Below are 24,160 nucleotides of genomic sequence, written 5' to 3'. Positions count from 1 at the left end.
CGGCCGCGGACGCGCGAAGCCCCCGGGTCGGTGACGGCCCGGGGGCTCCGCGGAATTCCGGCTACTGCGGCCTAGTAGTAGTGGTTGACCTGCCAGAAGGACCAGGCCTCGCACGGGCTGCCGTAGCGCGAGTTCATGTAGTTCAGGCCCCACTTGATCTGGGTGGCCGGGTTGGTGCGCCAGTCGGCGCCCGCGGAGGCCATCTTGGAGCCGGGCAGTGCCTGCACGAGACCGTAGGCGCTCGACGAGGGGTTCTGGGCGGTGTACCGCCAGCCGCTCTCGTGCGAGACGATGTTGGAGAAGCAGGCGTACTGGCCGCTGCCGACGATCTGCTTGGCCATCGCCTGGACCTCGGCGATGGTGTACGACGGCTGGGTCGGGAAGCTGGCGTTGGGGTCGCCCTTGCCCGCGGCGAGCTTCTTCAGCCGCTCCTTCTCCGCGACCGCGTCCGCCGCCTTCTTCTTGGCCGCGGCGTCCTTGGCCGCCTGCACGCGGGCTGCCTGCTCCGCGCCCTGCCGCGCATGTGCGTCGGCAGCGTCCGACTGGGCTTGCACCTGCTCAGTCAACGACGCCTGCTGGACCTGCTGTCCAGCCGGGATGTCAGCGAGGAGGGTCGTCGTCCCGGCAGCCTCGACGGGTTCGTTGGACCCGCCCTGGTCGGCGCCCGACGCGACGCCCACAACGGCGCCCACAGTGGTGACCGCAGTGGCTGACGCCACCGCGAATCCCCGGACCGAGATCCGGCTCACACGGTTTCCTTCCGGCATCGCCCGCTTGGTGACCGCACGGACGAAATCGTGCCCCTGGCACGGCCCCCTGCTCCGGTCCGCCGTACGGGCCGGGTCGGTCACGGGGGTCTGGCCCGGTGCGAAGTCCGTTGCGGATTCGCGTGGTGCTCGGGCGGCTCATGGCGGTCGATGTTGACTTGTCCGGTGGTGCTGTCCCGTTCCCCGGGGGGTACGGAGGTGCCATGAGCGGGGCCTGACAGCCTCACACCCTGCCGTACGCAGACGCCGCGCGGCAATTTCCGGTTGAGTGGCAAAGCTCACATCGGCTAATGCGCGGTGAATTCCGGACGTGGCGGCCCCGAAACGCTAAGCTGCTGCGCCCCTTTCGCGGGGCGCAGCAGCCTCAACTCGTACCGGATGCGGGCCAAACCGGACCAAGGCCGTATCGGCGTCCGGCGGGCGGCCGCGGCTCAGCCGACGCCGTCCTCCAGCATCTCCGTCACCAGGGCGGCGATGGGGGACCGTTCGGAACGCGAGAGCGTCACATGGGCGAACAGCGGGTGGCCCTTCAGCTTCTCGACCACGGCCACCACACCGTCGTACCGCCCCACCCGAAGGTTGTCGCGCTGCGCCACGTCGTGGGTCAGCACGACGCGGGAGCCGGAGCCGATACGGGAGAGCACCGTCAGCAGCACGTTGCGCTCCAGCGACTGCGCCTCGTCGACGATCACGAAGGCGTCGTGCAGCGAGCGGCCGCGGATGTGGGTGAGCGGCAGCACCTCCAGCATGCCGCGGGCCACCACCTCCTCGATGACCTCCTTGGAGCTGACCGCCGACAGCGTGTCGAAGACGGCCTGCGCCCACGGGCTCATCTTCTCGGCCTCGGTGCCGGGCAGGTAGCCCAGCTCCTGGCCGCCCACCGCGTACAGCGGCCGGAAGACCATCACCTTGCGGTGCTGGCGGCGCTCCAGCACCGCCTCCAGCCCGGCGCACAGCGCGAGCGCGGACTTGCCCGTGCCGGCCCGGCCGCCCATCGAGACGATGCCGATCTCCGGGTCCAGCAGCAGATCCAGCGCGACACGCTGCTCGGCGCTGCGCCCGTGGATGCCGAACGCCTCCCGGTCGCCGCGCACGAGCTTGACCCGCCCGTCGGCGGTGACCCGGCCCAGCGCCTTGCCGCGCTCGGACTGGAGCACCAGGCCGGTGTGCACCGGCAGTTCGGCCGCCTCCGGGAGCACGATCGACTCCTGGGCGAACAGCGCGTCCACGTCCTCGGCGCCCACCAGCAGCTCGGCCATGCCCGTCCAGCCGGAGGTGATCGCCAGCTCCGCGCGGTACTCCTCGGCCAGCAGGCCGACGGAGGACGCCTTGACCCGCAGCGGCAGGTCCTTGGAGACGACGGTGACGTCGTATCCCTCGGCCTGGAGGTTGCGGGCGACGGCGAGGATCCGCGAGTCGTTGTCGCCGAGCCGGAAACCGGCGGGGAGGACCCCGGGGTCGGAGTGGTTCAGCTCGACGCGGAGCGTGCCGCCGAAGTCGCCGATCGGGAGCGGCGCGTCCAGCCGTCCGTGGCGGATCCGGAGCTCGTCGAGCAACCTCAGGGCCTGGCGGGCGAAGTACCCCAGCTCGGGGTGGTGGCGCTTGGCCTCCAACTCCGTCACCACGACGACCGGGAGCACGACCTCGTGCTCGTCGAAGCGGGTGAAGGCATTGGGGTCGGCGAGCAGCACGCTGGTGTCGAGTACGTACGTGCGCCGGTCGTGAACACGGCGATTCTTGCTGGTCACCACGTGTGGACGAACCCCCTCGGGGAGAGGTGAGGCTGCAAATCCGGCAGCCGTGGGCCGGATGCCGGTCTGCCAGTGGTATGCCCTGGAATTCCGGTACCCATGCGGATGCATATGACAGTCACCCGACGGTCATGATCCGGTCACGGTCCGCGCATCGGCGCCGCGGCGCCGATGCGGTCGCGACAGATGTCACGGTAACTCCGCACATCCCGCCCGCAACAGCCCTTTTTGTCCAGGTCAGCGCATCAGCGCCAGAGCGTTACGCTCCGTAGCGGCGATGCCGCGCGGCATAGTCGCGCAGGGCCCGCAGGAAGTCCACCTTGCGGAAGGCGGGCCAGAAGACCTCGCAGAAGTAGTACTCGGAGTGCGCGCTCTGCCACAGCATGAATCCGGACAGCCGCTGCTCGCCCGAGGTGCGGATCACCAGGTCGGGGTCCGGCTGGCCGCGGGTGTAGAGGTGGTCCGAGATGTGCTCGACGTCCAGGATCTCGGCGAGGTCCTCGATCGTGGTGCCGCGGCTCGCGTGCTCGTACAGCAGCGAGCGCACCGCGTCGGCGATCTCCTGGCGGCCGCCGTAGCCGACGGCGACGTTCACCAGCAGGCCGTCGATGCCGTGGGTGTCCTGCTCGGCCTCCTTGAGCACCGCCGCCGTACGGTCCGGCAGCAGGTCCATCGTGCCCACGTGGTGCACCCGCCAGCGGCCGGTCGCCGCCAGACCCGCGACGCAGTCCTCGATGATGCCCAGCAGCGGGACGAGCTGCTCCGGCGGGCGGTCGAAGTTGTCGGTGGACAGCAGCCACAGGGTGACCACCTCGACACCGGTCTCCTCGCACCAGCCCAGCATCTCGGAGATCTTGTCCGCGCCCGCCTGGTGGCCCTGCTCCGCGGTGCCGCCGGCCGCCTTCGCCCAGCGCCGGTTGCCGTCGAGGATCACACCGATGTGCTTGGGGGCCTGCGCCACGTCGAGCCGACGCTCCACCCTGCGGGAGTACAGCCCGTACACCAGGTCGCGCAGCTTCATCGCGTACCAGCCCCTCCTGCGCATCGTCGACGGGCGCCAGGGTACTGCCCGAAAGGCCGTCCGGACGAACCGGGTCGTGGCGCGACAGGCGGCCCCGCACGGCATGTACGGCCTGGGGGCGCCTGACAGTAAGCGGTTAAACCGGCCGTGATAAGGAGAACCTGTGAACATCAGAAACCTCTACCGCGCCGCCGAAGAGCGCTACTCCGCCGGCATGGAATACCGCCGGACCGGCCGCAGCGGACTCAAGCTGCCCGCGATCTCGCTCGGCCTGTGGCACAACTTCGGCGACGACCGCACCATCGACTCGCAGCGGGCGATCCTGCGCCGCGCCTTCGACCTCGGCGTCACGCACTTCGACCTCGCCAACAACTACGGCCCGCCCTACGGCGCCGCCGAGGCCAACTTCGGCACGCTCTTCGCCCAGGACTTCCGCCCCTACCGCGACGAGCTGGTCATCTCCACCAAGGCCGGTTACGACATGTGGCCCGGCCCGTACGGCGAATGGGGCTCCCGCAAGTACCTGCTCGCCTCGCTCGACCAGTCGCTGGGCCGCATGGGCCTGGACTACGTCGACATCTTCTACTCGCACCGCTACGACCCGGAGACCCCGCTGGAGGAGACGATGGGCGCGCTCGCGTCCGCCGTCCAGCAGGGCAAGGCGCTGTACGTCGGCATCTCCTCGTACGGCCCCGAGCAGACCCGCGAGGCCGCGCGGATCCTGCGCGGCCTGGGGGTGCCCGCGCTCATCCACCAGCCGTCGTACTCGATGATCAACCGGTGGATCGAGACCGAGGGCCTGCTCGACGTCCTGGAGGACGAGGGCATGGGCTGCATCGGCTTCGTGCCGCTCGCCCAGGGCCTGCTCACCGACCGCTACCTCGGCGGCATCCCGGAGGGCTCGCGCGCGGCCCAGGGCAAGTCGCTCGACCCCTCGCTCGTCAACGAGGAGACCGTCGCGCGGCTGCGGGCCCTGAACGAGGTCGCGGCCGGGCGCGGCCAGTCCCTCGCGCAGCTCGCGCTGTCGTGGGCGCTGCGCGACCCGCGGGTCACGTCCGCGCTGATCGGCGCGTCGTCGGTGGCCCAGCTGGAGGCCAACGTCGCCGCGGTCGGCTCGGCGCCGCTGACCCCGGAGGAGCTGGCGGAGATCGATCGGCACGCCGTCGAGCCCGAGGGCGTCAACCTCTGGGGCTGATCTTCGGTTCGCGGGGTGCCCCACGGGGGTGCCCCGCCGGGCCGTCCCGGACCTCACGGTGTCGTCCGGGCCGGTCCCGGGCGCCCGTCGCGAGGGGCACCCCGGAGCGAGGTCAGGTCAGGAGCGAGGTCAGGTCAGGAGCAGGGCCAGCGCGGACCCGGCGAGCATGAAGGGGCCGAAGGGGATCGGCGTCTTGCGGTGCGCGCGGCCCGTCGCGAGGAGGCCGAGGCCCACCACCGCGCCCAGCAGGAACGCGGCGAGCGTGCCCCGCACGACGGACGTCCAGCCGTACCAGCCGAGGACCAGGCCCAGCGTGGGGGCGAGCTTGACGTCGCCGAAGCCCATGCCCGCCGGGTTGACGAGGAAGAGCACCATATAGAGGACACCGAGCGCGACCGCGCCCAGCAGTGCCCGCGGCCACGACCCCTCGTGCCCCGGCAGCAGCGCCGCGCCGCCCAGCAGCGCCGCCGTACCGCCCAGCGCGGGCAGCGTCAGGACGTCGGGGAGCCGGAAGACGCGCACGTCCACCAGCGCGAGCGCGAGCCCGACGGGTATCAGCAGCAGCCACACCACCAGCTCCGGGTGCGCCCCGGCCACCGCGGCGACCCCCGCGCACAGCGCGGCGCACAGCACCGCCGGGAGCAGGCCCGCCACGGACACCCGTCCGGAGCCGTCGCACCCGGCGCAGTGCGCGGGCCCCACCCAGCCGCGCGGCCCCGCGGGCAGCGGATGCCCGGCGCGGCAGCCCGCGGCCCACGGCTCGCCGGACGGCACCGCCAGCCGGTGCGCGGCCCGCGGCAGCAGCAGCCCGCTCGCCATTCCCCAGACGGCCGCGGCCACTATCGGATAGACATGCACGAACGCCGACCGTACACGCCCGGTCCCGGGCGGGGGACGGGGGCGGGGCGGATCGCCGAGGACTGCCGCAGACTGCCGAGGAGGGCCCATGCACCGGCGCTGGCGCGACGGCGCCGCCACCCTGCGCACCCCGGAGGGCGAGGTGCCGCTGCGCGTCGCCGCCTCCTACCGCGCCCGCACCCGGGGGCTGCTGGGCGCGGAGGGCATCGAGGGGGCGCTGCTGCTGACCCCTGCGTCGAGTGTGCACACGGTGCGGATGCGCTTCGCGATCGACGTGGCCTACCTGGACCGGCGGCTGCGGGTCCGCGCGGTGCGCACGATGCCGCCGGGCCGGGTCGGCCGTCCGCGGCTGCGGGCCCGCCACGTACTGGAGGCGGAGGCCGGGGCGTTCGCGCGGTGGGGGGTGCGGCGCGGGGTGACGCTTGAGGTGTCGGCTGACGATCAGGGGCACTGACGGTTACCGCTCCCTCTCATTGCGGCAAACCGCCGTGCACGCTCCCCCGCCCGGCTGATAGGCATGCAGAATGCACATCGGACCGGCCGCCGGAACGGCCGTCACAGACGAGATCGCCCCGTACGACCCGCTTCCCTCCGACGACGAGCTGTGCCGCTGGGCCGCGCGCGACCGCGAGACCGCGCGGATCTTCCGGCGCGGCGCGGCTGTCGCGGTCGCCGCCCCCGGACTGTCGATGCGCGACCGCCTCGTGGTGACCGGCCCGGCCGCGGAGGCGATACCGCTCGCCCGTGACGTCGTCGGCGAGATCGGCCGCGGCTACCGCGTGTTCGGCGACCGCGGCCTCGTCGACGCCCTCGTCCACGCCGAGCCCGCCCTGCGCCCCACCTCCGGCTTCGGCTGGATGCACCGCACGGGCTCCCCCGCCGTCCCGCCGGACGGCTCCGCGCGCTGGCTGCCGCCCGCCGCCGCGCCCGCCGTCACCTCGCTGCTCGAACAGGCCTTCCCCGACTCCTACGCCTGCCCCGGCCGCCCCGGCGCCGCCGACCGCTGGGCCGGCGTCCTGGCCGACGACTCCGGCACGCCGCTCGCCGTCGCGGCCCTCGCCTGGTGCGCCCCCACGGTGGGCCTGCTCGCGGGCGTCGCCACCGCCCCGGCCGCGCGCGGCCGCGGGCTCGGCCGCCGGGTGTGCGCGTTCGTCCTGGCCGAGGCGCTCGCGGAGTACGGCACGGCCGCGCTCGTCGTCGACGACGACAACACCGCGGCGCTGCGCCTCTACCGCTCCCTGGGCCTCGCCTACCGCCCGCTGCGGGCGGCCGCCTTCGACTGAGCGGGGCGCCCGGCACGGGTCACGGGGGCCCGCGGGGACGCGGGCAAAGAAAACGGGCCGGTTCGCAGGGGGGGAGAGCGAACCGGCCCGAGGGGGGGAGTTACACCGTACCGCGTCTCGGGCCCCATCCCGCACGTTACGCGGCAGGAGGAGTGAAGGTGATTTCCACGCGGCGGTTCTGCTGGCGGCCGCTTTCGGTGGAATTGTCCGCAATCGGATAGTCCTCGCCGTAGCCGCGGACCTGGAAGGTGTGGGATGCGTCACCGGCGCTTCCCAGGGCCGCGGCCAGCACCTGGTAGACCGCCTGCGCGCGCTGTCGCGACAGCGTCACGCCGTGCTCACTGCTCCCCAGATCGTCCGTGAATCCGAAGACACGGATGGGTGACGTGACGTGCCGGGCGTTGATGTCCGCCGCGATCGCCTGCACTCGGGACGTCGCCGCGGCCGACAGCTTCGCGCTGTTCTTCGCGAAGGCGACCTCCGACTGGAGCGCGTAGGTGACCGTCGCGTTCGACGTCTCCTCGCGCTGCTCCGGCTGGTCCGCGGCGACGGACGACTCGTCCGACACCGACACGATGTCCAGCACCTTCGCCGGAGCGAGCTTCGACCCCTCGGGCAGCCGCAGGTTCGGCGAGCTCGCGTCGACGTGCTCGGCCGACCCCTGTCCCTGGCTCCCGTCCCCGGGCGCGGGCGGCGCGGTGGGCGTCCCGGTGTCCGCCCCGGCCGCCCCCGCCGCGGGCGCGACGGCCACGGCGGTGCCGCCGGCCAGCAGGACGACACTGAGCGTGATACTTGCGGCTGCCGCCGCGGGCTTCATCCGGATCACCCCTCGGAGATGGTGATTTTGGCGGGGGGCATGGTGGGGAGTTCGAACTCGACCTCGGTCGTGGCGGCGGGCGGGGCGGGGAACTGCGCGAAGAACGGGCGGGACTCCTTCGGCTCGACGCCGGTGAGCCCCATGGTGCACAGACATTTTCCGTCCGTGTCGCGCAGCACGTAGTAGCGTTTCTTGCCTGCCTCGTCGATGAGGACGGCGCCCGCCGCCGACGCGCCGGAGGGGGCCAGGGCCACCTCGTTGCCGCGCCAGGCGTCCGCGTCGAACGTGTCGCTGCCGTTGTTGGTCAGGGTGCCCTGGACGGTGACGAAGCCGCCCGGGTCCCGGACCGCCGAGTTGATGGTGACCGCGATGTCCTGCGCGCCCTTGATCTGGGCGAGGACCGGCGCGTCGCTGGGCGAGTCCGCATCCGCGCCCGCGTCCGAACCGGTGGCGGAAGCGGAGTGCTTCGCGCCTCCGGCCGAGGCGGACGGCTTTCCGTCGTCCTGCTTCCCGCCGCTTCCGCACCCGGACAGGCCGACGGCGAGCGTGCCGGCCACGGCCGCCGCGATCAGTGCCCTGCGTCCGTATCCCATCGTTCGCGCATCCTCACATTCGGCCGGAGGTCACTGGCTCAGGTGGACTGAGTAGAAGGTGGAAAGGTCCAGCCGGAAGTCGCCGGACGTCGGATCGAGCGTCACATCCTGGTGGTCGCACGTGAAGCCGAGCACCTGGCCCTGCTTCGGGCCCACCGTGCAGCGCGGTTCGACCACGGCGGTGGCCGTGGCCTTCGCGTGGATCGCCTCCGTGCCGTCCACGGCGGACTTGCCGACCGCGTCGCGCGAGCGGACGGTGACGGTGTACCCGGAGCCTCCGGCAGCAGGTACGCAGCCGCCCGGCGGGATCTCCGCGCCGTTGCGGTCGGCGTAGCCGGCCGCCGCCGCGCAGGCGACCGCGTCGTGCTGCCCGAGGTTCCCGAGCAGGCCGGTCAGGGTGCCGAGATCACCGGCGGTCACCGCCTGCAGGAAGTCGTCCCGCAGCGCGTCGCGGTCGGCCCGGGCCGCCGCGAGGGCGGCCGCGTCCGCCGCGGTCTGCGCCTGGCCGCGCGTCACGGACGCCTGGCCCACGGCGAAGTAGGCGAAGGCGAGGAAGAGCAGCGCCGCCATGGAGACGATGTAGATGCCCACCGTCTGCCCGCGGTCGTCACGCAGCCCTACTTGCCGTTCGTGATCTTGTTGATCGTCTTGGTGATACCGCTCTTGATCTTGTCGCCGATGTCCGTGGTCCCGGCCAGCACCCCGATGATCACCGCGATCACCACCGCGATCCCCAGGTACTCGAACGACGTCTGGCCGCGGTCCGAGCGGGCGGTCAGGCGGGCCGAGAGGCGCTCGGTCGCGCGGTCCGTGCGGGTGCGGAGCCAGATCTCGGCGGTGGTGTAGCGCTGGAGTGCCCACCTGGTCATGATTGTTCGCCCCATCCTTTGTCACCTGGCTGGTGGTACGTGCGGCGGTGGCCGTGGGGTGCCCGTCGGGGTCGGGGATGGTGGTCACGGTGCACCGCCTCTCGCTGGTGGTCGGTTGTCGTCCGCAGCGGGTCAATCCGGATTGCAGGTGCAAATATGGTTGCGAATGCAAAGGTACACCCGAACCTCGGGCATTCGCAGCCGGTCGTGCGCCAATCGCCCACCAAGTGACCCGGCGGACAAGTGGCCCTTACAGCATGCCGCTTGGTCGCGGTCCGTCGCAGCTTGATCACCGTTTCGGCCGCCGCCGCGGCCGCCTCACTCACCGCCGCCGCCGAAGATGTCGCCGAAGTGGATCTGCGAGCCGATGACGGTGCCGGTGATGAGCAGGATCATCGTCGCCGGGACGAGCAGCACGGTGATGACGCCGGTGGCGCGCGGGACCATGCGGGCGGCGCGGCGGCGGGCGTTCTGGGCCTCCGTGCGGCGCATGTCGGTCGCGATCTGGAGCAGCGTACGGGCGATGGGCGCGCCGAGTTCCTCGCCCTGCTGGAGGGCGGTGACGAACTGGCCGACCTGGTCGCTGCGGTTGCGCTTGCGGAGCTGGTCGAAGGCGTCGCGGCGGCTGACGCCGACGTCCATCTGGCGCAGGGCGATGCGGATCTCGTCGGACCACGGGCCGTCGTAGACGGCGTTGACACGTTCCAGGGCCTGCCGGAAGCCGAGGCCCGCGCTGACGACGACGGCGAGGACGTCGAGGAAGTCGGGCAGGGTGCGTTCGATGTCGTCGCGGCGGCGGCGGACGGCCAGCCACAGGCCGAGGTCCGCCCAGAACCAGCCGTAGGCGAGCAGCAGCAGGGCCAGGAACCAGTTGCCGCGGGTGATGAGCAGCAGCGCGGTGAGGCCGCCGAGGATGCCGTAGACCGCGCGCCGGGCGGCGTACCGCTCGACGGTCAACCCGTGCGGGTGGCCCGCGTGTTCGATGCGGGCGCGCATCTTCGCGACGCGGGCGGGGCCCATGAGCCGCATCACCAGCGGGGCCCAGCGGATGCCGAGCCGGTCGATGGCGTTGCCGGTGCGGGTGGTGCGGGTGCTGCCGACCTCCAGGGCGAGCGCGAGGTCGTCGGGGAGCCTGGCCTCGGAGCGCAGCAGGCCCACCGCGTGGACGACGCCGACCGCGCAGGCGGCCAGGGCGAGGGCGAGCCCGAGGCCGGCGAGGGTCATGGTGCTGGTGCTCATATGTCGATCCTCGACATCCGGCGGATCAGGGCAAAGCCGACGACGTACAGCCCGAGGGAGATCAGCACGCAGATCCGGCCGACGGTCGAGCCGGTCATGGCACTCAGCGAGCCGGGCATGATGCGGTCCAGCAGGAAGAGCGAGCCGAGGCCGATGACCGGGACCGCGTACGCGGTGACGGTGACCTGCGACATCTGGGTGCGGATCTCGCGCCGGGTCTCCTTGCGCTCCTCCAGGGTGACGGTGAGGTTGCGCAGCGACTCGACGACGGAGCCGCCCGCCCGGCTGGACAGCACCAGCGTGGAGACCAGCACGACCAGTTCGCGGCTCGGCAGTCGCTGCTGCAGCTCGCCGAGGGCGTCCTCGACGGAGTGGCCGAGCGCCATCGCGTCGGCGACCTGCCGCAGCTCCTCGCCCGCGGGCGCGTCCAGCTCCTCCGCGGCCATCGACACGGCGGTGCGCAGCGCCAGCCCGGCCTGTGTGGCGTTGGCCAGCACACGGGCGAGGTCCGGGAGTTGCGCGATGAAGCGTTCGGTGCGCACCCGGCGGCGCCACTCCAGGAAGGAGTACGCCGTCCAGCCCGCGATGAGCGCGGCGATCGGCCCGAAGAACGGCGCGAAGACCACCCACGCGGCGACCCACGCCCCGATCACGACCCCGACCGACGCGGCCGTGAACTGCCCGGGTGTGAGGTCGGTGCCGGTGGCGGCGAGCTGCCCGGCGAGCCTGCGGCCCCACGCGTAGCGGCGCACCCGGCGGTCGAGCCGGGCGAAGGGCACCGTCGTACCGCGCCCCTCGCCCGCGGCGCCCAGTTCGGCGGCGAGCCGTTCGACGAGTGCGGCGCGGTCGGCGCGGCCCCCGCGCCATGCGTGCAGGCCCCACACCGCGAGCACCAGGGCGAGCAGTGTGACGCCGAGGACCAGCAGCGGGTAGGGGCCTCCGGCGAAGTTGCGCCCGTTCGCGGCGAGGTGGGACGGAGCACTCCCGGGCGGAGCGGGCGGAGCTCCTGCCGCGGACGCCACGAGGGCCTGGAACGCGCTCACTTGGCCTCCCGGCTGTCGAGTTCGAGTTCGCTCTCGCCCACCCCGAAGGCGGCGGGCACGTGTTCGCCGGCCAGGTAGAGCCGTTCGCCGATCTCCCGTGGCAGGGGCCGGTGTTCGTACCAGCCGCGGACGATACGGTCGACGCCCAGCGGTTCGACGCGGAAGCGGGTGGCGGAGGTGAGCCGGAAGACGTCGCGGCCGCGCGAGGACAGCACGGCGATCTCGGCGATCCGGCGTGTGCCGTCGATGTGCCGGTTGAGCTGCACGATGACGTCGACGGCGCTGTTGATCTGGTCGCGCAGCGCCTCGTAGGGGATCTTGACCTCGCTCATGGACGCCAGCGTCTGGAGCCGCAGCACCGCGTCCTCGGCGGAGTTGGCGTGCACGGTGGCCAACGAGCCGTCGTGGCCGGTGGACATGGCCTGGAGCATGTCCAGCGTCTCGCCGCCGCGGACCTCGCCGACGATGATCCGGTCCGGGCGCATGCGCAGGCTGTTGCGGACCAGGTCCCGGATGGTGACCCGGCCTTCGCCCTCGACGTTGGGCGGGCGCGACTCCAGCCGGATCACGTGCTCCTGCTGGAGCTGGAGTTCGGCGGCGTCCTCGACGGTGATGATCCGCTCGCCGTCCGGGATCAGCCCCGACAGGGCGTTCAGCAGCGTCGTCTTGCCCGAGCCCGTGCCGCCGCTCACGATGATGTTGAGCTTCGCGCGCACCAGCGAGGCCAGCAGCAGCAGCATGTGCTCGTCGAGCGTGCCGAGCCCGATCAGCTCCTTGAGCGTGTACGCGCGCGGGAAGCGGCGGATGGTGAGCGTCGGCCCGGTCAGCGCGAGCGGCGGGATGACGACGTTGACGCGCTCACCGGACGGCAGGCGCGCGTCGACCATCGGATTCGACTCGTCCACCCGGCGGTTGACGGTCGACACGATGCGCTCGATGGTCTGGAGCAGCTGCTCGGCGGACGAGAAGCGGGCGGCGACCTGCTCGATGCGGCCGCCGCGCTCGACGTAGATGCGGTCCGGGCCGTTCACCATGATCTCGGTGATCGACGCGTCCTCCAGCAGCGGTTCCAGGATGCCCAGGCCCAGCGCCTCGTCCACGACCCGGCGGATCAGCGCGGCCCGCTCCGCGGTCGACTGCACCGGGCCCTCGCGGCTGATGATGTGCCCGAGCACCCGCTCCAGCCGCGCCCGGCGCTCGGCGGGTGCGAGCGTCGACATCTCGGCGAGGTCGATCTCCTGGAGCAGCTTGGCCCGGTAGACCGCGACGAGGTGGCTCTCCTGCGTCTGCGGGGTGGGCTCGTCGGCGGCCAGGCGCGCGCGCAGGCTCATGGGGCGGTGTCCTCCCTCGGCATGGTCGCGGAACGCGACACGGGCCCGAACAGGTGCACGCCGGGCAGCACGGAGGGCACGTCGACCTTCGCGGTCGCGGTGTACGAGTCCGGGTCCGAGCGCCAGCCGATCCTGGCCGTCAGCCAGCTGCTGACGGCGTCGTTCCCGGCCTGCGTCCCGGCGCCCGTCCCGCCGTCCGGCGGCGGCAGCGCGGCGGTGCGCGCTGCCGCGCGGGCGGCCGTCCCGGCTTGTTCGCCGCAGTAGGCGACGAGGCCGAGCTGGATCCCCGCGAGGGCGATGAGCAGCAGGAACGGGAGCATCCCGAGGTATTCGAGCGAGGCCACGCCGCGCTCCCCCGCCCGCCGGACGCGCCCGGCGAGGGTGCGCATGCCGCGCGGGGCCAGCGTTCGGGGGCGCGTGGGGGTACCTCCCCGGCGCGGACGCGTGGGTGCCCTCACGGGCCGCGGGGGGCTCATCCCGCGGGCCGTTCGCGGGGGATGCGGGCGTGGCCGTGGACCTTGACCGGGAAGTCGATCGCGCCCGGGAAGAGCACCGGGACCTTGAGCGTCACGGTCACCGACACCGTGCTGTCGGAGACCGCCGTGTCGACGCCCGCGGGGTCGGCCCACGCGCCGGGGAGGTCGGACTTCGCGGCGGCCGTCGCCGCGGCCTGCGGGTCCGCGGCGACGGCGGCGGCGCGGGCGGCCTCGTCGGCCGCGTTGCCCGCGAGGGTGAAGGTGTAGCCGGCGAGGACGGCCTGCCACACGAGGATGAGGGTGACGAGGATGATCGGCGTCATGCCGAGGGTCTCCAGGGTCACCTGGCCTCGGTCGCCGCGCTCCCCCCGGTCGCCCTTGCCCGCGCCCGCGGCGTCGCGGCGTTCGCGGCGGGACTTCTTGCCGCGCGGTGCGGGCAGTGTCGCGCCGGTGACGACGCCGATCTCACCGGCCAGCGCCCAGATGCCGGCTTTGACGGTGGAGCGGGTGTCGAGGTCGTGGAGGCGGCCCGCGTCGATGACGGGCTGGAGTTCGCGGAAGGCGGCGGGGATCACGGACGTGGCGACGCGGGTGCCGGTGATGCGGCCGACGAGGGTGGGCTGGATCTCGGTGGTGCGGGTGTGGCGGTTGACGACGGCCACCGTGTCCTGGGGCTTGCGGACCTGGAGCCGGTCCCACATGCGCACCATGCGCTTGGCGGCGCGTACGGCGACGACGTCGGGGGTGGTGACGAGCACCGCGGTGTCGGCGACCTCGACGGCGACCGCGTTCGCGCTGGTGATCTGGGTGCCGCAGTCCACGACGACGACCTCGTAGCGCTGCCGCAGCGCGGTGAGGACGAGGCGGGCGGCGCGGTCGGTGACCTCCTCGCCGCGTTCGCCGTCGGCGGGGGCGAGGAGCAGGGCGAGGCCGGACTCGTGGACGTACATGGCGTCGTGCAGGACGCGGGAGGAGACGTCGGCGATGTCGGCGAGGTCGGCGACGGAGCGGCGGAACTGCACGTCGAGGTAGGAGGCGACGTCGCCGCCCTGGAGGTCGAGGTCGACCAGTGCGGTGGAGCGGCCGGAGGCGAGCGCGGCGAGGGCGACGTGGACGGCGGTGACGGTCGTGCCGACGCCGCCCTTGGCGCCCGCGACGGCCACCACGGTGCCGCCCGCCACAGCGGGCAGCGCGGCGGCGCGCTGCGGCCCGAGGTGCCGTCGTACGCCCCCGGCCCAGGTTGCGGCGGCTTCCACCCGGGCGCCCAACTCGTCGTAGGCGAGCGGGAGTCCGACGACGCCGCGGGCGCCGGAGTTCATCGCGGCGGCGAGTGCGGCGGGGCCGGTGTCGGGGGTGAGCAGGACGACGCCGACCGCGGGGAAGCGCAGCGCGATGTCGCGGACCAGGTCCAGGGCGGGCATCGGGCCGATCGTCTCGTGGACGATGACGACCTCGGGCAGTTCGTCGACGCCCGCTTCGGCGGCGCGCGCGAGCAGGTCGAGCAGCGAGCCGGAGTCGGGCAGCGCGGGGGCCGGTTCGGCGCCCGGGAGCTGGGCGAGCAGGCCGAGCAGGGCGCGGGCGGCGTCCTGGTCGGAGGTGGCGGCGACGATGCGGACGGTCACGGCCGGGCACCTCCCCCGCCGCCCGCGGTGTCGCCGGACAGCGTGTAGTTGCGGGAGTCGGCGGGCGGGGCGGCGGTGTCGCCGGGCGCGACCAGGGCGAGCCGGACGTGTTCGGCGAACGACTCCGCGTAGGCGACGCGTTGGGCGTCCTCGGCGTCGAGCGCGAAGGTGATGGGCACGCCCTCGGTGGACTGCCGCTGGGATTCGGCGTCCTTGTCGAAGGCCTTGATCTCGCCGACGTCGACGACCTGCGCGCCCGCGACGATGATGCGCGAGACGTCCGGCGCGGTGTCGGTCTTGCCCGCGAAGGTGGCGAAGATGTTGACCCGTGCGCCCGGGGTGATCTTGCCCGCGACGCCCGTCTCGGCGTCGATCATGATGGCGATCTCCATCTGGCCGGGCTTGAGTTCGGGACGTGGCGCGACCATGTCGGTCTGCAGGAGCGACCCCTTGGCCAGCGCGACCGCGGCGATCTTGCCGTGGACCTCCGCGAGGTCACGGACCGCGGTGTCCGGCAGCCAGCGCGAGGGCACCTGCACCTGGCGCACGTCGGAGGCGTCGAGCTGCTGGTAGGCGGGGACGTCCTTGGTCAGCTCGTACGCGGTGACTTTCGAACCGACCTCGGAGCGCGCGTCGTTGACGACCGCGAGCACTCCGGCGAAGGCGGCGACCGCGCACACGGCGGAGACCACCAGCAGGACGACGCCACGGCGCTGACGTGAGTTCATGTGCGGTCGCACCTATCGCTTGTGGGGTTCGAGTTGGGGGCGGCGCGGGGTTTCCACGGACCGTCCTCGCGGGTCCGCGGCGTGCTTGGCGGGGGCGTTGCGGTCGCCCAGCCGGGTGGCGCAGAACAGGCACTGGTCGCCGATGACTTCGAGCCCGCACCAGGTGCAGGTGTCGCGCCGGACGGAGGTGACGAGCTGGTAGAGCATGCCGACGTCGGCGATGTAGGCGGTGAACTCGACGAGTTTGCCGGTGCCCCACCAGCGGGCGGAGTCCGGCGGCAGCGGCACCTCGCGGACGTGCTGGGAGCGCCAGGCCGCGGCCAGCGGCCCGGTGATCCACCCCGGGTCGAGGCCCTTGCCCGCGAGCGCGAGCTGCGTCATGTAGCCCGGACCGGGCGGTACGGCGGCCGGTTCGGCCTCGCCGATGTACGGCTCGGGGTGCGCGAGGACGGCGAAGTGCCGCCCGGGAACGAGGGACTTGACGTGGCTGCCGACCCCGACCGGCACCCGGTCGAGCTTGCTGACGGAGCCGAGCAGCGCACCGGAGTGCAGGTAGTACGACAGCAGCCGGGCGGCCCCGGCGAGTACGCCGGGCCCGAGGTCGGTGCCGGTGAGCTGGCGCAGCTGCTCGCCGAGCAGGACGCGGGCCAGCGGCGGCAGGCCGAGCGGCACGATGGCCAGCCGGTCGGCCTCCAGGGCCGAGCGGACGGTGTGCAGCCGGCGGCGGGCGGCGTCGTCGGCCTCGGCGGGCGCGAGCGCGACGACGTGCCCGTGGGCGTCGAGTGCGGCGGCGACCTGGGCGACGTGCTGCTCCAGGGGCAGCGCGAGGTCGTCGGATGTGACCGTGATGACGCTCGGCATCCGGAACCTCCCCCTTTCCGCCGGAACGGCCCCCTCGGCCTGGCGTTTTACGGTCGTCAGCTTATCGATGGGTAGCGAGTTGGGTGCGCAAAGTTGCGGATCGGGACAGGTGAACACCGGCCGTCGGCAAGAGGTCTTGACAACCCAATTGGTCTGGACCAACTTTCTCCCTTACCGGGACCACCCCGGGGTTCTTTCCTCTCCGCACTCCCACTACCCCCCAACTCCTTGCCCCCAGGAGGCAGTCGTGGAACGTGCATCGCACGCGAATAACGCGGGCCGTGCCCCTCGCAGAACGTCCACCAGGCAGCGCACCGTCGCCGTGCTGAGCGCGACGGCCGTGGTCGGCGCGGCCGCCGCCTTCGCCGTCACCGGCAGCGCCAGCGCCGCGACCACCAACCTGGTCGCCAACTCCGGCTTCGAGAGCGGCCTTTCCGGCTGGACCTGCACCGCGGGCAGCGGCGCCGCCGTCACCAGCCCGGTGCACTCCGGCTCCGGCGCCCTCAAGGGCACCCCGGCGGGTTCCGACAACTCCCAGTGCTCGCAGACCGTCAGCGTCCAGCCCAACTCCCAGTACACGCTGAGCGCGTACGTCCAGGGCAGCTACGTCTACATCGGCGCCACCGGCACCGGCGGCACCGACCCGTCCACCTGGACCCCGGGCGCGTCCTCCTACCAGCAGCTCAGCACCACCTTCACCACCGGCGCCAACACCAGGTCCGTGACGGTGTACGTGCACGGCTGGTACGGCCAGCCCGCCTACTACGCCGACGACTTCAGCCTCACCGGCCCGGCCGGGGCCACCACCCCGCCGACCACACCCCCGACGACCCCGCCCACGACTCCCCCGACCACGCCTCCCACCACCCCGCCGACGACGCCTCCGACGACCCCGCCCACCACACCTCCGGCCGGGAACCTGCCCAAGCACGTCGTCACCGGCTACTGGCAGAACTTCAACAACGGCGCGACCGTCCAGACCATCGCGCAGGTGCAGAGCCAGTACGACATCATCGCCGTCGCCTTCGCGGACGCGACCGGCACGCCCGGCGCGGTGTCCTTCACCCTCGACCCGTCGCTCGGCTACAGCCAGGCGCAGTTCAAGGCCGACATCGCCGCGAAGCAGGCCGCGGGCAAGAAGGTCATCATCTCGGTCGGCGGCCAGAACGGCACGATCTCGGTACGGGACTCGGCCTCGGCGACCAACTTCGCCAACAGCGTCTACTCGCTCATGCAGACGTACGGCTTCAACGGTGTCGACATCGACCTGGAGAACGGCATCGACTCCACCTACATGCCGCAGGCGCTGCGCGCGCTGAGCGCCAAGGCGGGCTCGGGCCTCGTCATCACGATGGCCCCGCAGACGATCGACATGCTGTCGGCCGGCAGTGACTACCTGGCCACCGCGCTCAAGATCAAGGACATCCTGACGATCGTCAACACGCAGTACTACAACAGCGGTTCGATGAACGGCTGCGACGGCGGCGTGTACAGCCAGGGCTCGGTGGACTTCATCACCAGCCTCGCCTGCACCGCGATCCAGGCGGGCCTGTCCCCCGCGCAGGTCGGCATCGGCACCCCGGCGTCCACCAGCGCGGCCGGCTCGGGCTACGTGAGCCCGAGCGTCGTCAACAACGCGATCGACTGCCTCGCGAAGGGCACCGGCTGCGGCACGTTCAAGCCGTCCACCACCTGGCCGGGTATCGGCGGGGCGATGACCTGGTCCACGAACTGGGACGCCTCCGCCGGCAACACCTGGTCCAACGGGGTGGGCCCGCACGTCCACGCTCTGCCGTAGTCCGAAGAACCTGAGGGGCGCGGGGAACTGCGCGCGCAACCCACCACCGGCCGGTCGTCCGGCACGATCCGAACTGCCCCTTCGGGCCGGTGACGACGTGCAGGCGGTCGGTGGCTGGTCGCGCAGTTCCCCGCGCCCCTGAAAAACGCTCACCGCCCTCCGCAGAGGGCAGCCCGGAGCGGCCCGCGGCCGGGTGGGCGTCAGCCCAGAACGGCCAGTGCGTCGATCTCGACCAGCAGGCCCGCCGGGAGGCCGACGTACACCGTCGTGCGGGCGGCGGGCGGCTGGGCCAGCGCGGCGAAGTACGCGTCGTACAGGGTGTTGAACTCGGCGAAGTGGGCCGTGTCCGTCAGGTAGACCCGGACCATCACCGCGTCCTCCCAGGACGCGCCGCCCGCCTCCAGCACCGACTGGACGTTGGCGAGGGTCTGGAGGACCTGGGCGCGCAGGTCGGGTCCCGCCGGGGTGGGCGGCCTGCCCTCCTGCGCGGGCAGGAAGCCGACCTGGCCCGCGACCTGCAGGATGTTGCCCTTGCGGACACCGTGCGAGAACTTCGCGGGCGGCACGGTGTGCGTCGGCGGAGTGATCGCCGTCTTCACAGCGGCCTCGGGCACTTCGCTCATCAGGTGGCACCTTTCATCACGGGGGCGGCGGTTGACGCGGGAGGGGACGGCGTGACGCCGGACAGCTCGGCGCCGATCGCCTCGGCGGTGCGCAGGATCAGCGGCCGCAGCCGCAGCAACTCCTCCGCTCCGACCACGACGTTGGGCGCGGAGACGGACATGGCCGCGCACACCCGCCCGTCCGGCCCCCGCACGGGCGCCCCGACGCAGTTGATGGACTCCTCGTGACCGCCCAGGTCGCTCGCCCAGCCCTGCTCGCGCACACGGGCCAGCTCGGCGAGGAAGGAGGCGGCGTCCGGGGTCGAACGCGGCGTGTAGCGCGGGTAGTCGAGGTGCTCGGCGACGTCCCGGCGCTCGGGCTCGGGCAGGTCGGCGAGCAGCAGTTTGGCGACGGCGGCGACGGTGATGGCGACCGGACGGCCGATGCGCGAGTACATCCGCACCGGGTACCGGCTCTCGACCTTGTCGATGTAGACGACCTCACCCTGCTCGTAGACGGCGAGGTGCACGGTGTGTCCGGTCTGCGCGTTGAGGGCGGCCAGGTGCGGGTGGGCGACGCCGCGGATGTCGAGGGACTCGACGGCCTGCTGGGCGAGCGCGAAGAGCCGCGCGCCCAGCCGGTAGCGCTGGTCCTGCTGGCGGTAGACCATGCCGTGCTCGTGCAGGGTGCGCAGCAGCCGCAGCGCGGTGGACTTGTGCACGTCGAGCCGGGTGGCGACCTGCTCCAGACTCGCCGGTCCCTCGGCGAGCAGCGGCAGGATGGTCAGCGCCCGGTCGACGGTCTGGCTCACCGCGCCACCTCCTCCAGCAGGTCGTCGGCCCGGTCCGTCCAGCCGGGCGCGAGTCGCAGTCTGCCCCATGCGGTGTCGTCGAGGGCGGCGAGGGCGTCGGCGTGCCCGCGCGCGGGCGGTACGGCCAGGTCGCCGGGCACGGTGAGGGCCGCGGCGGCGAGCAGGTGGCCGTGCCGCAGCCGGTCGCGCAGCGGCAGCCCGCGCAGCGTCGCGGACAGGAACCCGGCGGCGAAGGCGTCGCCCGCGCCGACGTGCGCGACGACGTCCACGGCCGGGGCGGGTACGTGCACGCGCGTCCCGCCGCTGAAGGCGGTGGCGCCGCCCGCGCCCTGCTTGACCACGACGGTCGCGGGCTCCGGCAGCGCGGCCCGTACCGCGTCGGCGTCCGGCAGGCCCCACGCGGCCTGCGCCTCGTCCTCGCCGACGAACACCAGGTCGCAGCCTCTGGCCAGCTCGGCGAGCAGCCACGGGTCGGCACCGTGCCACAGCGCGGGGCGGTGGTTGACGTCGAAGGAGACCAGCGGGCGGCCCGGTTCGCGGTGGGTGAGCCGCCGCATCAGCGCCCGGCAGGTGGCCGACAGGGCGCAGGTGATGCCGGTCAGGTGCAGCACCTGGCCCGCCCACACGTCGCGCCGCTGCACCAGCGCGGGCGACAGGGCGGAGGCAGCCGAGCCCTTGCGGTAGTAGACGACCTCGGCGCGCCCGGGGGCGGCGTCCAGCGTCGTGGCCCGCTCGCCCGCCGTACGGAAGTAGATGCCGGTGGGACGGTGCGGGTCGCGCTGCACCGCGCCGACGTCCACGCCCGCGGCCGCGATCGTCTCGACGAGATGGTCGCCGAAGCCGTCGCCGCCGACCCGGCTGACCCACCGCGCGGTGTGCCCGGCGTGCGCCAGTGTGCACGCGACATTGGACTCCGCGCCGCCGATACCGCGTTCGAAGGCGGGGACGTCCGCGAGCGGCCCGCCCGTGGTGGGCACGAAAGTGACCATGGACTCGCCCAGGCATACGACGTCGAAGTCCGGCGTCACGCTCACGTTCACTTCCCCTGGGTCCGGGTACGGGTCTGCCGCCGTTGACCAGGCGCAGGACCGGATGTTAGACAGCTCGAAACACGATACGCAATGGCCGTTGCACATGACGCAACGCCTTGCGGGGTACGGAGGGTGCATGGACGCCGTTGCCGCAACAGTCGCCGAACGGGTCGCCGCGCTCCGCGACGAGCGGATCGACCACCGCTTCAAGGGCCTGCCGCCCGACGCGGACGGGCTCACCGTCGGCGAACTCACTGAGCAGCACCGCTCGTTGACCAACGGAGGCTTCAGCACCCCGCTGCTCGTCCTCTCCGCGGAAGCCCTCGACCACAACCTCGCCGCACTCGAACGCTGGACGACCGACCACGGCCTCGCCTTCGCCCCGCACGGCAAGACGTCCATGGCCCCGCGGCTCTTCGCCCGCCAGCTCGACCACGGCGCCTGGGGCATCACCGTCGCCGTCCCCCACCAGCTGCGCGTGGCCCGGGCGTTCGGGATCCCCCGGGTCTTCCTCGCCAACGAACTCGTCGACCCCGCAGCCCTCCGCCAGGTCGCCGCCGAACTCGACGCGGACCCCGGCTTCACCCTCGTCTGCTACGTCGACTCCGTCCACGGCGTCGCCCTCATGGACGCGGCCCTCGCCGCCGCGGGCGCCCGGCGCCCCCTCGACGTCGTCGTCGAACTCGGCGCGGGCGAGGGCGCACGCACCGGCGTCCGCACCGAGGCGGAGGCCCTCGCCGTCGCCGAGGCCACGACCGCCGCCGCCCACCTGCGGCTCGTCGGCGTCGCAGGCTACGAGGGCGAGGTCCCCGCCGCCGACCCCGACCGCGTCCGCGCGTGGCTGCGCCGCCTCACCGCCCTCGCCGCCACCCTCGACTCCACCGGCGCCTTCTCCGACACCGACCACGTCATCGTCAGCGCGGGGGGCTCCGCCTGGTTCGACGCGGTCGCCGAGGTCTTCGCCGACCTCCCCGCGCTCTCCCGCCCCGCCCTCCCGCTGCTCCGCTCCGGCGCCTACGTCACCCACGACGACCAGCACTACGCCCGCATCACCCCCTTCACCCGCGTCCCCGGCCACCTCGAACCCGCCTTCCGCCTCTGGGCCCAGGTCGTCTCCCGCCCCTCCCCCACGCAGGCCTTCCTCAACGCGGGCAAGCGCGACGCCCCCTACGACCTCGGCCTCCCCACCCCCCTCACCGTCCGCACCCCCACCGGTTCGCGCCCCGCCCCCGCCGACCTCCGCGTCACCGGCATCTCCGACCAGCACCTCTGGCTCGACGTCCCCCCCACCGACCCCCTCCAGGTCGGCGACCTCGTGAGCCTCGGCGTCTCCCACCCCTGCACGACCTTCGACAAATGGCCCCTCATCCCCGTCGCCACGACGGACGGCACGGTCACGGAGTACGTCCGCACGTTCTTCTAGGACCTCATCCCCCGCGGTACCCGCGCCTGGCGGCGCGGGGTGTTTCCCACCCGCACCACCCGTGCGGGTCAGATGTCGTCTGACGGTCCCCTTGCGGGACTTGCCCACCGTCGGCGGCGAGCCCGCCGTACACCCCGGAGGGGGACGGTGCGGGGTGCCCCCGCAGGAATGCGCTGCCAGTCCCTCACCAACTCGGTACGAGGGCGAAGGCGCATTCCGAGGAGGTGCCCCGCACCGTCCCCCGCCCCAGCAACGGCGGCGCCGCGTAAGGGGCGCGTGGGGGCACCTCCCAGGCGAAGCTCTGGGGGAGAACGGAGCGACCAGCCCCCACCGGCAGAAGGTCGCACACCGCACCGCACCACGCAGAACGGAGCGCCCCCCAGCCCAGCCCCCGGCGAGCGCACCGTATGGTCTGGACCATGGACCTGGTCGTACGCGGAGCGCGCCTCATCGACGGCACGGGCACGCGCTCCGCCCGCCTCGCGGACATCGGCATCGCCGAGGGCCGCATCGCCGAGATACGGCCCCCCGGCCGCAGCCGGCTCACGGGCAGGAGAACCCTCGACGCCAGCGGCCTCGCCCTCGCCCCCGGCTTCATCGACATGCACGCCCACAGCGACCTCGCCCTCCTCACGGACCCGGCCCACGAGGCCAAGGCGGCGCAGGGCGTCACCCTCGAAGTCCTCGGCCAGGACGGCCTGTCGTACGCGCCCGCCGACGACCGCACCCTCGACACGCTGCGCACGCTCATCGCGGGGTGGAACGGCGACGGCTCGGACGTGACGTTCGACTGGCGCACGGTCGGCGGGTACCTCGACCGCCTCGACCAGGGCGTCGCCGTCAACGCGGCCTACCTCGTCCCGCAGGGCACCGTGCGGATGATGGCGGTCGGCTGGGAGGACCGCCCGGCCGCACCCGGCGAGCTGGCGGAGATGAAGCGCCTGGTCGCGGAGGGCATGGCGGACGGCGCCGTCGGCATGTCGGCGGGCCTGACGTACACGCCGGGCATGTACGCGCCGGACGCCGAGCTGGCGGAGCTGTGCCGCGTGGTCGCCGCGCACGGCGGCTACTTCTGCCCGCACCACCGCTCGTACGGCGCGGGCGCCCTGCGCGCGTACGAGGAGATGCTGGCCCTCGCCAGGACGGCCGGCTGCCCGCTCCACCTGGCGCACGCGACGATGAACTTCGGCGAGAACGCCGGCCGCGCGGGCGACCTGCTGGCGCTCCTGGACGCGGCCGCCGCGGACGGCGCCGACGTCACGCTGGACAGCTACCCCTACACCGCGGGCTGCACGACGCTCGCCGCGCTGCTGCCGAGCTGGGCGGCGGTCGGCGGCCCGGAGGCGACGCTGGCCCGGCTGCGGGACGCGCCCACCGCGGAGCGGATCCGGCACGCGCTGGAGGTGGAGGGTTCGGACGGCTGCCACGGCGTGCCGGTCGACTGGTCGACGGTCGAGATCTCCGGCACCGGCGACCCCGCCCTGGCCGGGCACGTCGGCAGGCGCCTGGACGGCTGGCCCGCGGCCCGTGCGCTGCTGCTGGCCGACCGGCTGGGGACGACGATCCTCCAGCACGTCGGCGACGAGCAGAACGTCCGCACGGTGATGCGGCACCCCGCGCACACGGGCGGCTCGGACGGCATCCTGCACGGCGCGAAGCCGCACCCGCGCGCGTACGGCACCTTCCCGCACTACCTGGGCCACTACGTGCGCGAGCTGGGCGTGCTCACCCTGGAGGAGTGTGTGGCCCATATCACCGGCCGCCCGGCGGCGCGGCTGGGGCTCGCCGACCGCGGCCTGGTCCGCGAGGGCTACCGCGCCGACCTGGTGCTCTTCGACCCGGAGACGGTCGCGGCGGGCGCCACGTACGCCAGCCCGCGGACCCCGCCGACCGGGATCCCGTACGTCCTGATCGACGGGCTTTTCGTGATCGAGGACGGCCGCCGCACGGACGTCCTCGCAGGCCGTTCGGTACGCGGCAGGGGCCGCCGGGGCGTCCCCCGGGTGGCGAAAAACACCGCGCGGCCCGCGTAACACCGCC

24 protein-coding genes are annotated in these 24,160 nt (G+C 73.1%); 6 read left to right on the top strand and 18 right to left on the bottom strand.

Going from position 1 to position 24,160, the window contains the following annotated elements; genetic code table 11:
- Nucleotides 1-71: 71 nt before the first annotated feature.
- The 3 genes from ACH4PY_RS17005 to ACH4PY_RS16995 all read right to left on the bottom strand — a co-directional run bounded on the left by ACH4PY_RS17005 (nucleotide 72) and on the right by ACH4PY_RS16995 (nucleotide 3,539).
- Nucleotides 72-767, bottom strand: a complete 696-nt coding sequence (locus ACH4PY_RS17005; RefSeq protein WP_398182406.1) for a transglycosylase SLT domain-containing protein — start codon at nucleotides 765-767, stop codon at nucleotides 72-74.
- A gap of 431 nt (nucleotides 768-1,198) precedes the next feature.
- Complete coding sequence (locus ACH4PY_RS17000) at nucleotides 1,199-2,518, bottom strand: PhoH family protein (RefSeq protein ID WP_398182403.1); 1,320 nt, start codon at nucleotides 2,516-2,518, stop codon at nucleotides 1,199-1,201.
- 259 nt (nucleotides 2,519-2,777) lie between these two features.
- A complete protein-coding gene (locus ACH4PY_RS16995; RefSeq protein WP_398183395.1) occupies nucleotides 2,778-3,539 on the bottom strand; it encodes an isoprenyl transferase in 762 nt (253 codons plus the stop codon).
- Between the two features lie 163 nt (nucleotides 3,540-3,702).
- Between ACH4PY_RS16995 and mgrA the strand changes: the two genes are divergently transcribed.
- Nucleotides 3,703-4,734: an L-glyceraldehyde 3-phosphate reductase gene (gene mgrA / locus ACH4PY_RS16990; RefSeq protein ID WP_398182400.1), complete on the top strand. Its 1,032-nt coding sequence runs from the start codon at nucleotides 3,703-3,705 to the stop codon at nucleotides 4,732-4,734.
- A gap of 129 nt (nucleotides 4,735-4,863) precedes the next feature.
- Here the strand turns inward: mgrA and ACH4PY_RS16985 are convergent, their stop codons facing one another.
- Nucleotides 4,864-5,592 (bottom strand): prepilin peptidase, encoded by a 729-nt coding sequence (locus ACH4PY_RS16985; RefSeq protein WP_398182396.1) that lies wholly within the window; start codon nucleotides 5,590-5,592, stop codon nucleotides 4,864-4,866.
- Between the two features lie 88 nt (nucleotides 5,593-5,680).
- On the opposite strand from ACH4PY_RS16985, the gene ACH4PY_RS16980 reads away from it, so the two are divergent.
- Both ACH4PY_RS16980 and ACH4PY_RS16975 read left to right on the top strand, forming a co-directional pair.
- Nucleotides 5,681-6,046, top strand: a complete 366-nt coding sequence (locus tag ACH4PY_RS16980) for a DUF192 domain-containing protein (RefSeq protein WP_398182393.1) — start codon at nucleotides 5,681-5,683, stop codon at nucleotides 6,044-6,046.
- A 70-nt stretch (nucleotides 6,047-6,116) separates the two neighbouring features.
- Nucleotides 6,117-6,875 carry a GNAT family N-acetyltransferase gene (locus ACH4PY_RS16975; RefSeq protein WP_398182390.1) on the top strand — a complete coding sequence of 253 codons (759 nt, stop codon included), beginning with the start codon at nucleotides 6,117-6,119 and terminating at the stop codon, nucleotides 6,873-6,875.
- Between the two features lie 136 nt (nucleotides 6,876-7,011).
- On the opposite strand, the gene ACH4PY_RS16970 is transcribed toward ACH4PY_RS16975, so the two are convergent.
- The 11 genes from ACH4PY_RS16970 to ACH4PY_RS16920 form a co-directional block, all read right to left on the bottom strand.
- Nucleotides 7,012-7,692, bottom strand: coding sequence for an OmpA family protein (locus ACH4PY_RS16970; protein WP_398182387.1), 681 nt, complete (start codon nucleotides 7,690-7,692; stop codon nucleotides 7,012-7,014).
- Nucleotides 7,693-7,697: 5 nt separating this feature from the next.
- The gene (locus ACH4PY_RS16965; RefSeq protein WP_398182384.1) at nucleotides 7,698-8,285 is read right to left on the bottom strand and encodes a hypothetical protein; all 588 of its coding nucleotides are present in this window, start codon (nucleotides 8,283-8,285) and stop codon (nucleotides 7,698-7,700) included.
- A gap of 30 nt (nucleotides 8,286-8,315) precedes the next feature.
- A complete protein-coding gene (locus tag ACH4PY_RS16960) occupies nucleotides 8,316-8,876 on the bottom strand; it encodes a pilus assembly protein TadG-related protein (protein ID WP_398182380.1) in 561 nt (186 codons plus the stop codon).
- Nucleotides 8,877-8,902: 26 nt separating this feature from the next.
- A complete protein-coding gene (locus ACH4PY_RS16955; RefSeq protein WP_398182378.1) occupies nucleotides 8,903-9,154 on the bottom strand; it encodes a hypothetical protein in 252 nt (83 codons plus the stop codon).
- Nucleotides 9,155-9,472: 318 nt separating this feature from the next.
- Entirely contained in the window at nucleotides 9,473-10,393 is a 921-nt protein-coding gene (locus ACH4PY_RS16950; RefSeq protein WP_398182375.1) for a DUF5936 domain-containing protein, read from the bottom strand.
- Nucleotides 10,390-11,319 carry a type II secretion system F family protein gene (locus ACH4PY_RS16945; protein ID WP_398183392.1) on the bottom strand — a complete coding sequence of 310 codons (930 nt, stop codon included), beginning with the start codon at nucleotides 11,317-11,319 and terminating at the stop codon, nucleotides 10,390-10,392. The genes ACH4PY_RS16950 and ACH4PY_RS16945 overlap by 4 nt, the downstream gene beginning before the upstream one ends.
- 113 nt (nucleotides 11,320-11,432) lie before the next feature.
- Nucleotides 11,433-12,767 carry a CpaF family protein gene (locus ACH4PY_RS16940; protein WP_398182372.1) on the bottom strand — a complete coding sequence of 445 codons (1,335 nt, stop codon included), beginning with the start codon at nucleotides 12,765-12,767 and terminating at the stop codon, nucleotides 11,433-11,435.
- Complete coding sequence (locus tag ACH4PY_RS16935) at nucleotides 12,764-13,156, bottom strand: TadE/TadG family type IV pilus assembly protein (protein WP_398182369.1); 393 nt, start codon at nucleotides 13,154-13,156, stop codon at nucleotides 12,764-12,766. Before ACH4PY_RS16935 ends, ACH4PY_RS16940 begins: the two co-directional genes overlap by 4 nt.
- A gap of 83 nt (nucleotides 13,157-13,239) precedes the next feature.
- A complete protein-coding gene (locus ACH4PY_RS16930) occupies nucleotides 13,240-14,865 on the bottom strand; it encodes a CpaE family protein (protein WP_398182366.1) in 1,626 nt (541 codons plus the stop codon).
- Nucleotides 14,862-15,593, bottom strand: a complete 732-nt coding sequence (gene cpaB, locus ACH4PY_RS16925; RefSeq protein ID WP_398182361.1) for a Flp pilus assembly protein CpaB — start codon at nucleotides 15,591-15,593, stop codon at nucleotides 14,862-14,864. Before cpaB ends, ACH4PY_RS16930 begins: the two co-directional genes overlap by 4 nt.
- 12 nt (nucleotides 15,594-15,605) lie before the next feature.
- Nucleotides 15,606-16,454 (bottom strand): hypothetical protein, encoded by an 849-nt coding sequence (locus ACH4PY_RS16920; protein ID WP_398182358.1) that lies wholly within the window; start codon nucleotides 16,452-16,454, stop codon nucleotides 15,606-15,608.
- A 247-nt stretch (nucleotides 16,455-16,701) separates the two neighbouring features.
- Between ACH4PY_RS16920 and ACH4PY_RS16915 the strand changes: the two genes are divergently transcribed.
- Entirely contained in the window at nucleotides 16,702-18,252 is a 1,551-nt protein-coding gene (locus tag ACH4PY_RS16915; RefSeq protein ID WP_398182355.1) for a chitinase, read from the top strand.
- A gap of 200 nt (nucleotides 18,253-18,452) precedes the next feature.
- Here ACH4PY_RS16915 and ACH4PY_RS16910 read toward each other — a convergent pair whose 3' ends face one another.
- From ACH4PY_RS16910 to ACH4PY_RS16900, 3 genes are read right to left on the bottom strand one after another with little or no spacing between them, the layout of a single operon-like run.
- Nucleotides 18,453-18,875, bottom strand: coding sequence for a RidA family protein (locus tag ACH4PY_RS16910; RefSeq protein ID WP_398182352.1), 423 nt, complete (start codon nucleotides 18,873-18,875; stop codon nucleotides 18,453-18,455).
- Nucleotides 18,875-19,666: an IclR family transcriptional regulator gene (locus ACH4PY_RS16905; protein WP_398182349.1), complete on the bottom strand. Its 792-nt coding sequence runs from the start codon at nucleotides 19,664-19,666 to the stop codon at nucleotides 18,875-18,877. Before ACH4PY_RS16905 ends, ACH4PY_RS16910 begins: the two co-directional genes overlap by 1 nt.
- Entirely contained in the window at nucleotides 19,663-20,802 is a 1,140-nt protein-coding gene (locus tag ACH4PY_RS16900) for a sugar kinase (RefSeq protein WP_398182346.1), read from the bottom strand. The genes ACH4PY_RS16905 and ACH4PY_RS16900 overlap by 4 nt, the downstream gene beginning before the upstream one ends.
- Before the next feature lie 31 nt (nucleotides 20,803-20,833).
- Between ACH4PY_RS16900 and ACH4PY_RS16895 the strand changes: the two genes are divergently transcribed.
- The gene (locus ACH4PY_RS16895; protein ID WP_398182343.1) at nucleotides 20,834-22,120 is read left to right on the top strand and encodes an alanine racemase; all 1,287 of its coding nucleotides are present in this window, start codon (nucleotides 20,834-20,836) and stop codon (nucleotides 22,118-22,120) included.
- A 419-nt stretch (nucleotides 22,121-22,539) separates the two neighbouring features.
- The gene (locus tag ACH4PY_RS16890; protein WP_398182340.1) at nucleotides 22,540-24,153 is read left to right on the top strand and encodes an amidohydrolase family protein; all 1,614 of its coding nucleotides are present in this window, start codon (nucleotides 22,540-22,542) and stop codon (nucleotides 24,151-24,153) included.
- The last annotated feature ends 7 nt before the right edge of the window (nucleotides 24,154-24,160 follow it).

This window comes from Streptomyces sp. NPDC021224, assembly GCF_044332905.1.
Lineage (GTDB): Bacteria > Actinomycetota > Actinomycetes > Streptomycetales > Streptomycetaceae > Actinacidiphila.
The sequence above is the reverse complement of the archived record's forward strand: the minus strand, read 5'-3'. Positions and strand labels throughout refer to the sequence as shown.

Bases quoted from the DNA above. Each gene is read 5' to 3' on its own strand.
- ACH4PY_RS17005 (WP_398182406.1), bottom strand. From the start codon at position 767: ATGCCGGAAGGAAACCGTGTGAGCCGGATCTCGGTCCGGGGATTCGCG.
- ACH4PY_RS16995 (WP_398183395.1), bottom strand. From the start codon at position 3,539: ATGAAGCTGCGCGACCTGGTGTACGGGCTGTACTCCCGCAGGGTGGAG.
- ACH4PY_RS16980 (WP_398182393.1), top strand. From the start codon at position 5,681: ATGCACCGGCGCTGGCGCGACGGCGCCGCCACCCTGCGCACCCCGGAG.
- ACH4PY_RS16975 (WP_398182390.1), top strand. From the start codon at position 6,117: ATGCACATCGGACCGGCCGCCGGAACGGCCGTCACAGACGAGATCGCC.
- ACH4PY_RS16970 (WP_398182387.1), bottom strand. From the start codon at position 7,692: ATGAAGCCCGCGGCGGCAGCCGCAAGTATCACGCTCAGTGTCGTCCTG.
- ACH4PY_RS16965 (WP_398182384.1), bottom strand. From the start codon at position 8,285: ATGGGATACGGACGCAGGGCACTGATCGCGGCGGCCGTGGCCGGCACG.
- ACH4PY_RS16955 (WP_398182378.1), bottom strand. From the start codon at position 9,154: ATGACCAGGTGGGCACTCCAGCGCTACACCACCGCCGAGATCTGGCTC.
- ACH4PY_RS16950 (WP_398182375.1), bottom strand. From the start codon at position 10,393: ATGAGCACCAGCACCATGACCCTCGCCGGCCTCGGGCTCGCCCTCGCC.
- ACH4PY_RS16940 (WP_398182372.1), bottom strand. From the start codon at position 12,767: ATGAGCCTGCGCGCGCGCCTGGCCGCCGACGAGCCCACCCCGCAGACG.
- ACH4PY_RS16935 (WP_398182369.1), bottom strand. From the start codon at position 13,156: ATGCGCACCCTCGCCGGGCGCGTCCGGCGGGCGGGGGAGCGCGGCGTG.
- cpaB (WP_398182361.1), bottom strand. From the start codon at position 15,593: ATGAACTCACGTCAGCGCCGTGGCGTCGTCCTGCTGGTGGTCTCCGCC.
- ACH4PY_RS16920 (WP_398182358.1), bottom strand. From the start codon at position 16,454: ATGCCGAGCGTCATCACGGTCACATCCGACGACCTCGCGCTGCCCCTG.
- ACH4PY_RS16910 (WP_398182352.1), bottom strand. From the start codon at position 18,875: ATGAGCGAAGTGCCCGAGGCCGCTGTGAAGACGGCGATCACTCCGCCG.
- ACH4PY_RS16900 (WP_398182346.1), bottom strand. From the start codon at position 20,802: ATGTGCAACGGCCATTGCGTATCGTGTTTCGAGCTGTCTAACATCCGG.
- ACH4PY_RS16895 (WP_398182343.1), top strand. From the start codon at position 20,834: ATGGACGCCGTTGCCGCAACAGTCGCCGAACGGGTCGCCGCGCTCCGC.
- ACH4PY_RS16890 (WP_398182340.1), top strand. From the start codon at position 22,540: ATGGACCTGGTCGTACGCGGAGCGCGCCTCATCGACGGCACGGGCACG.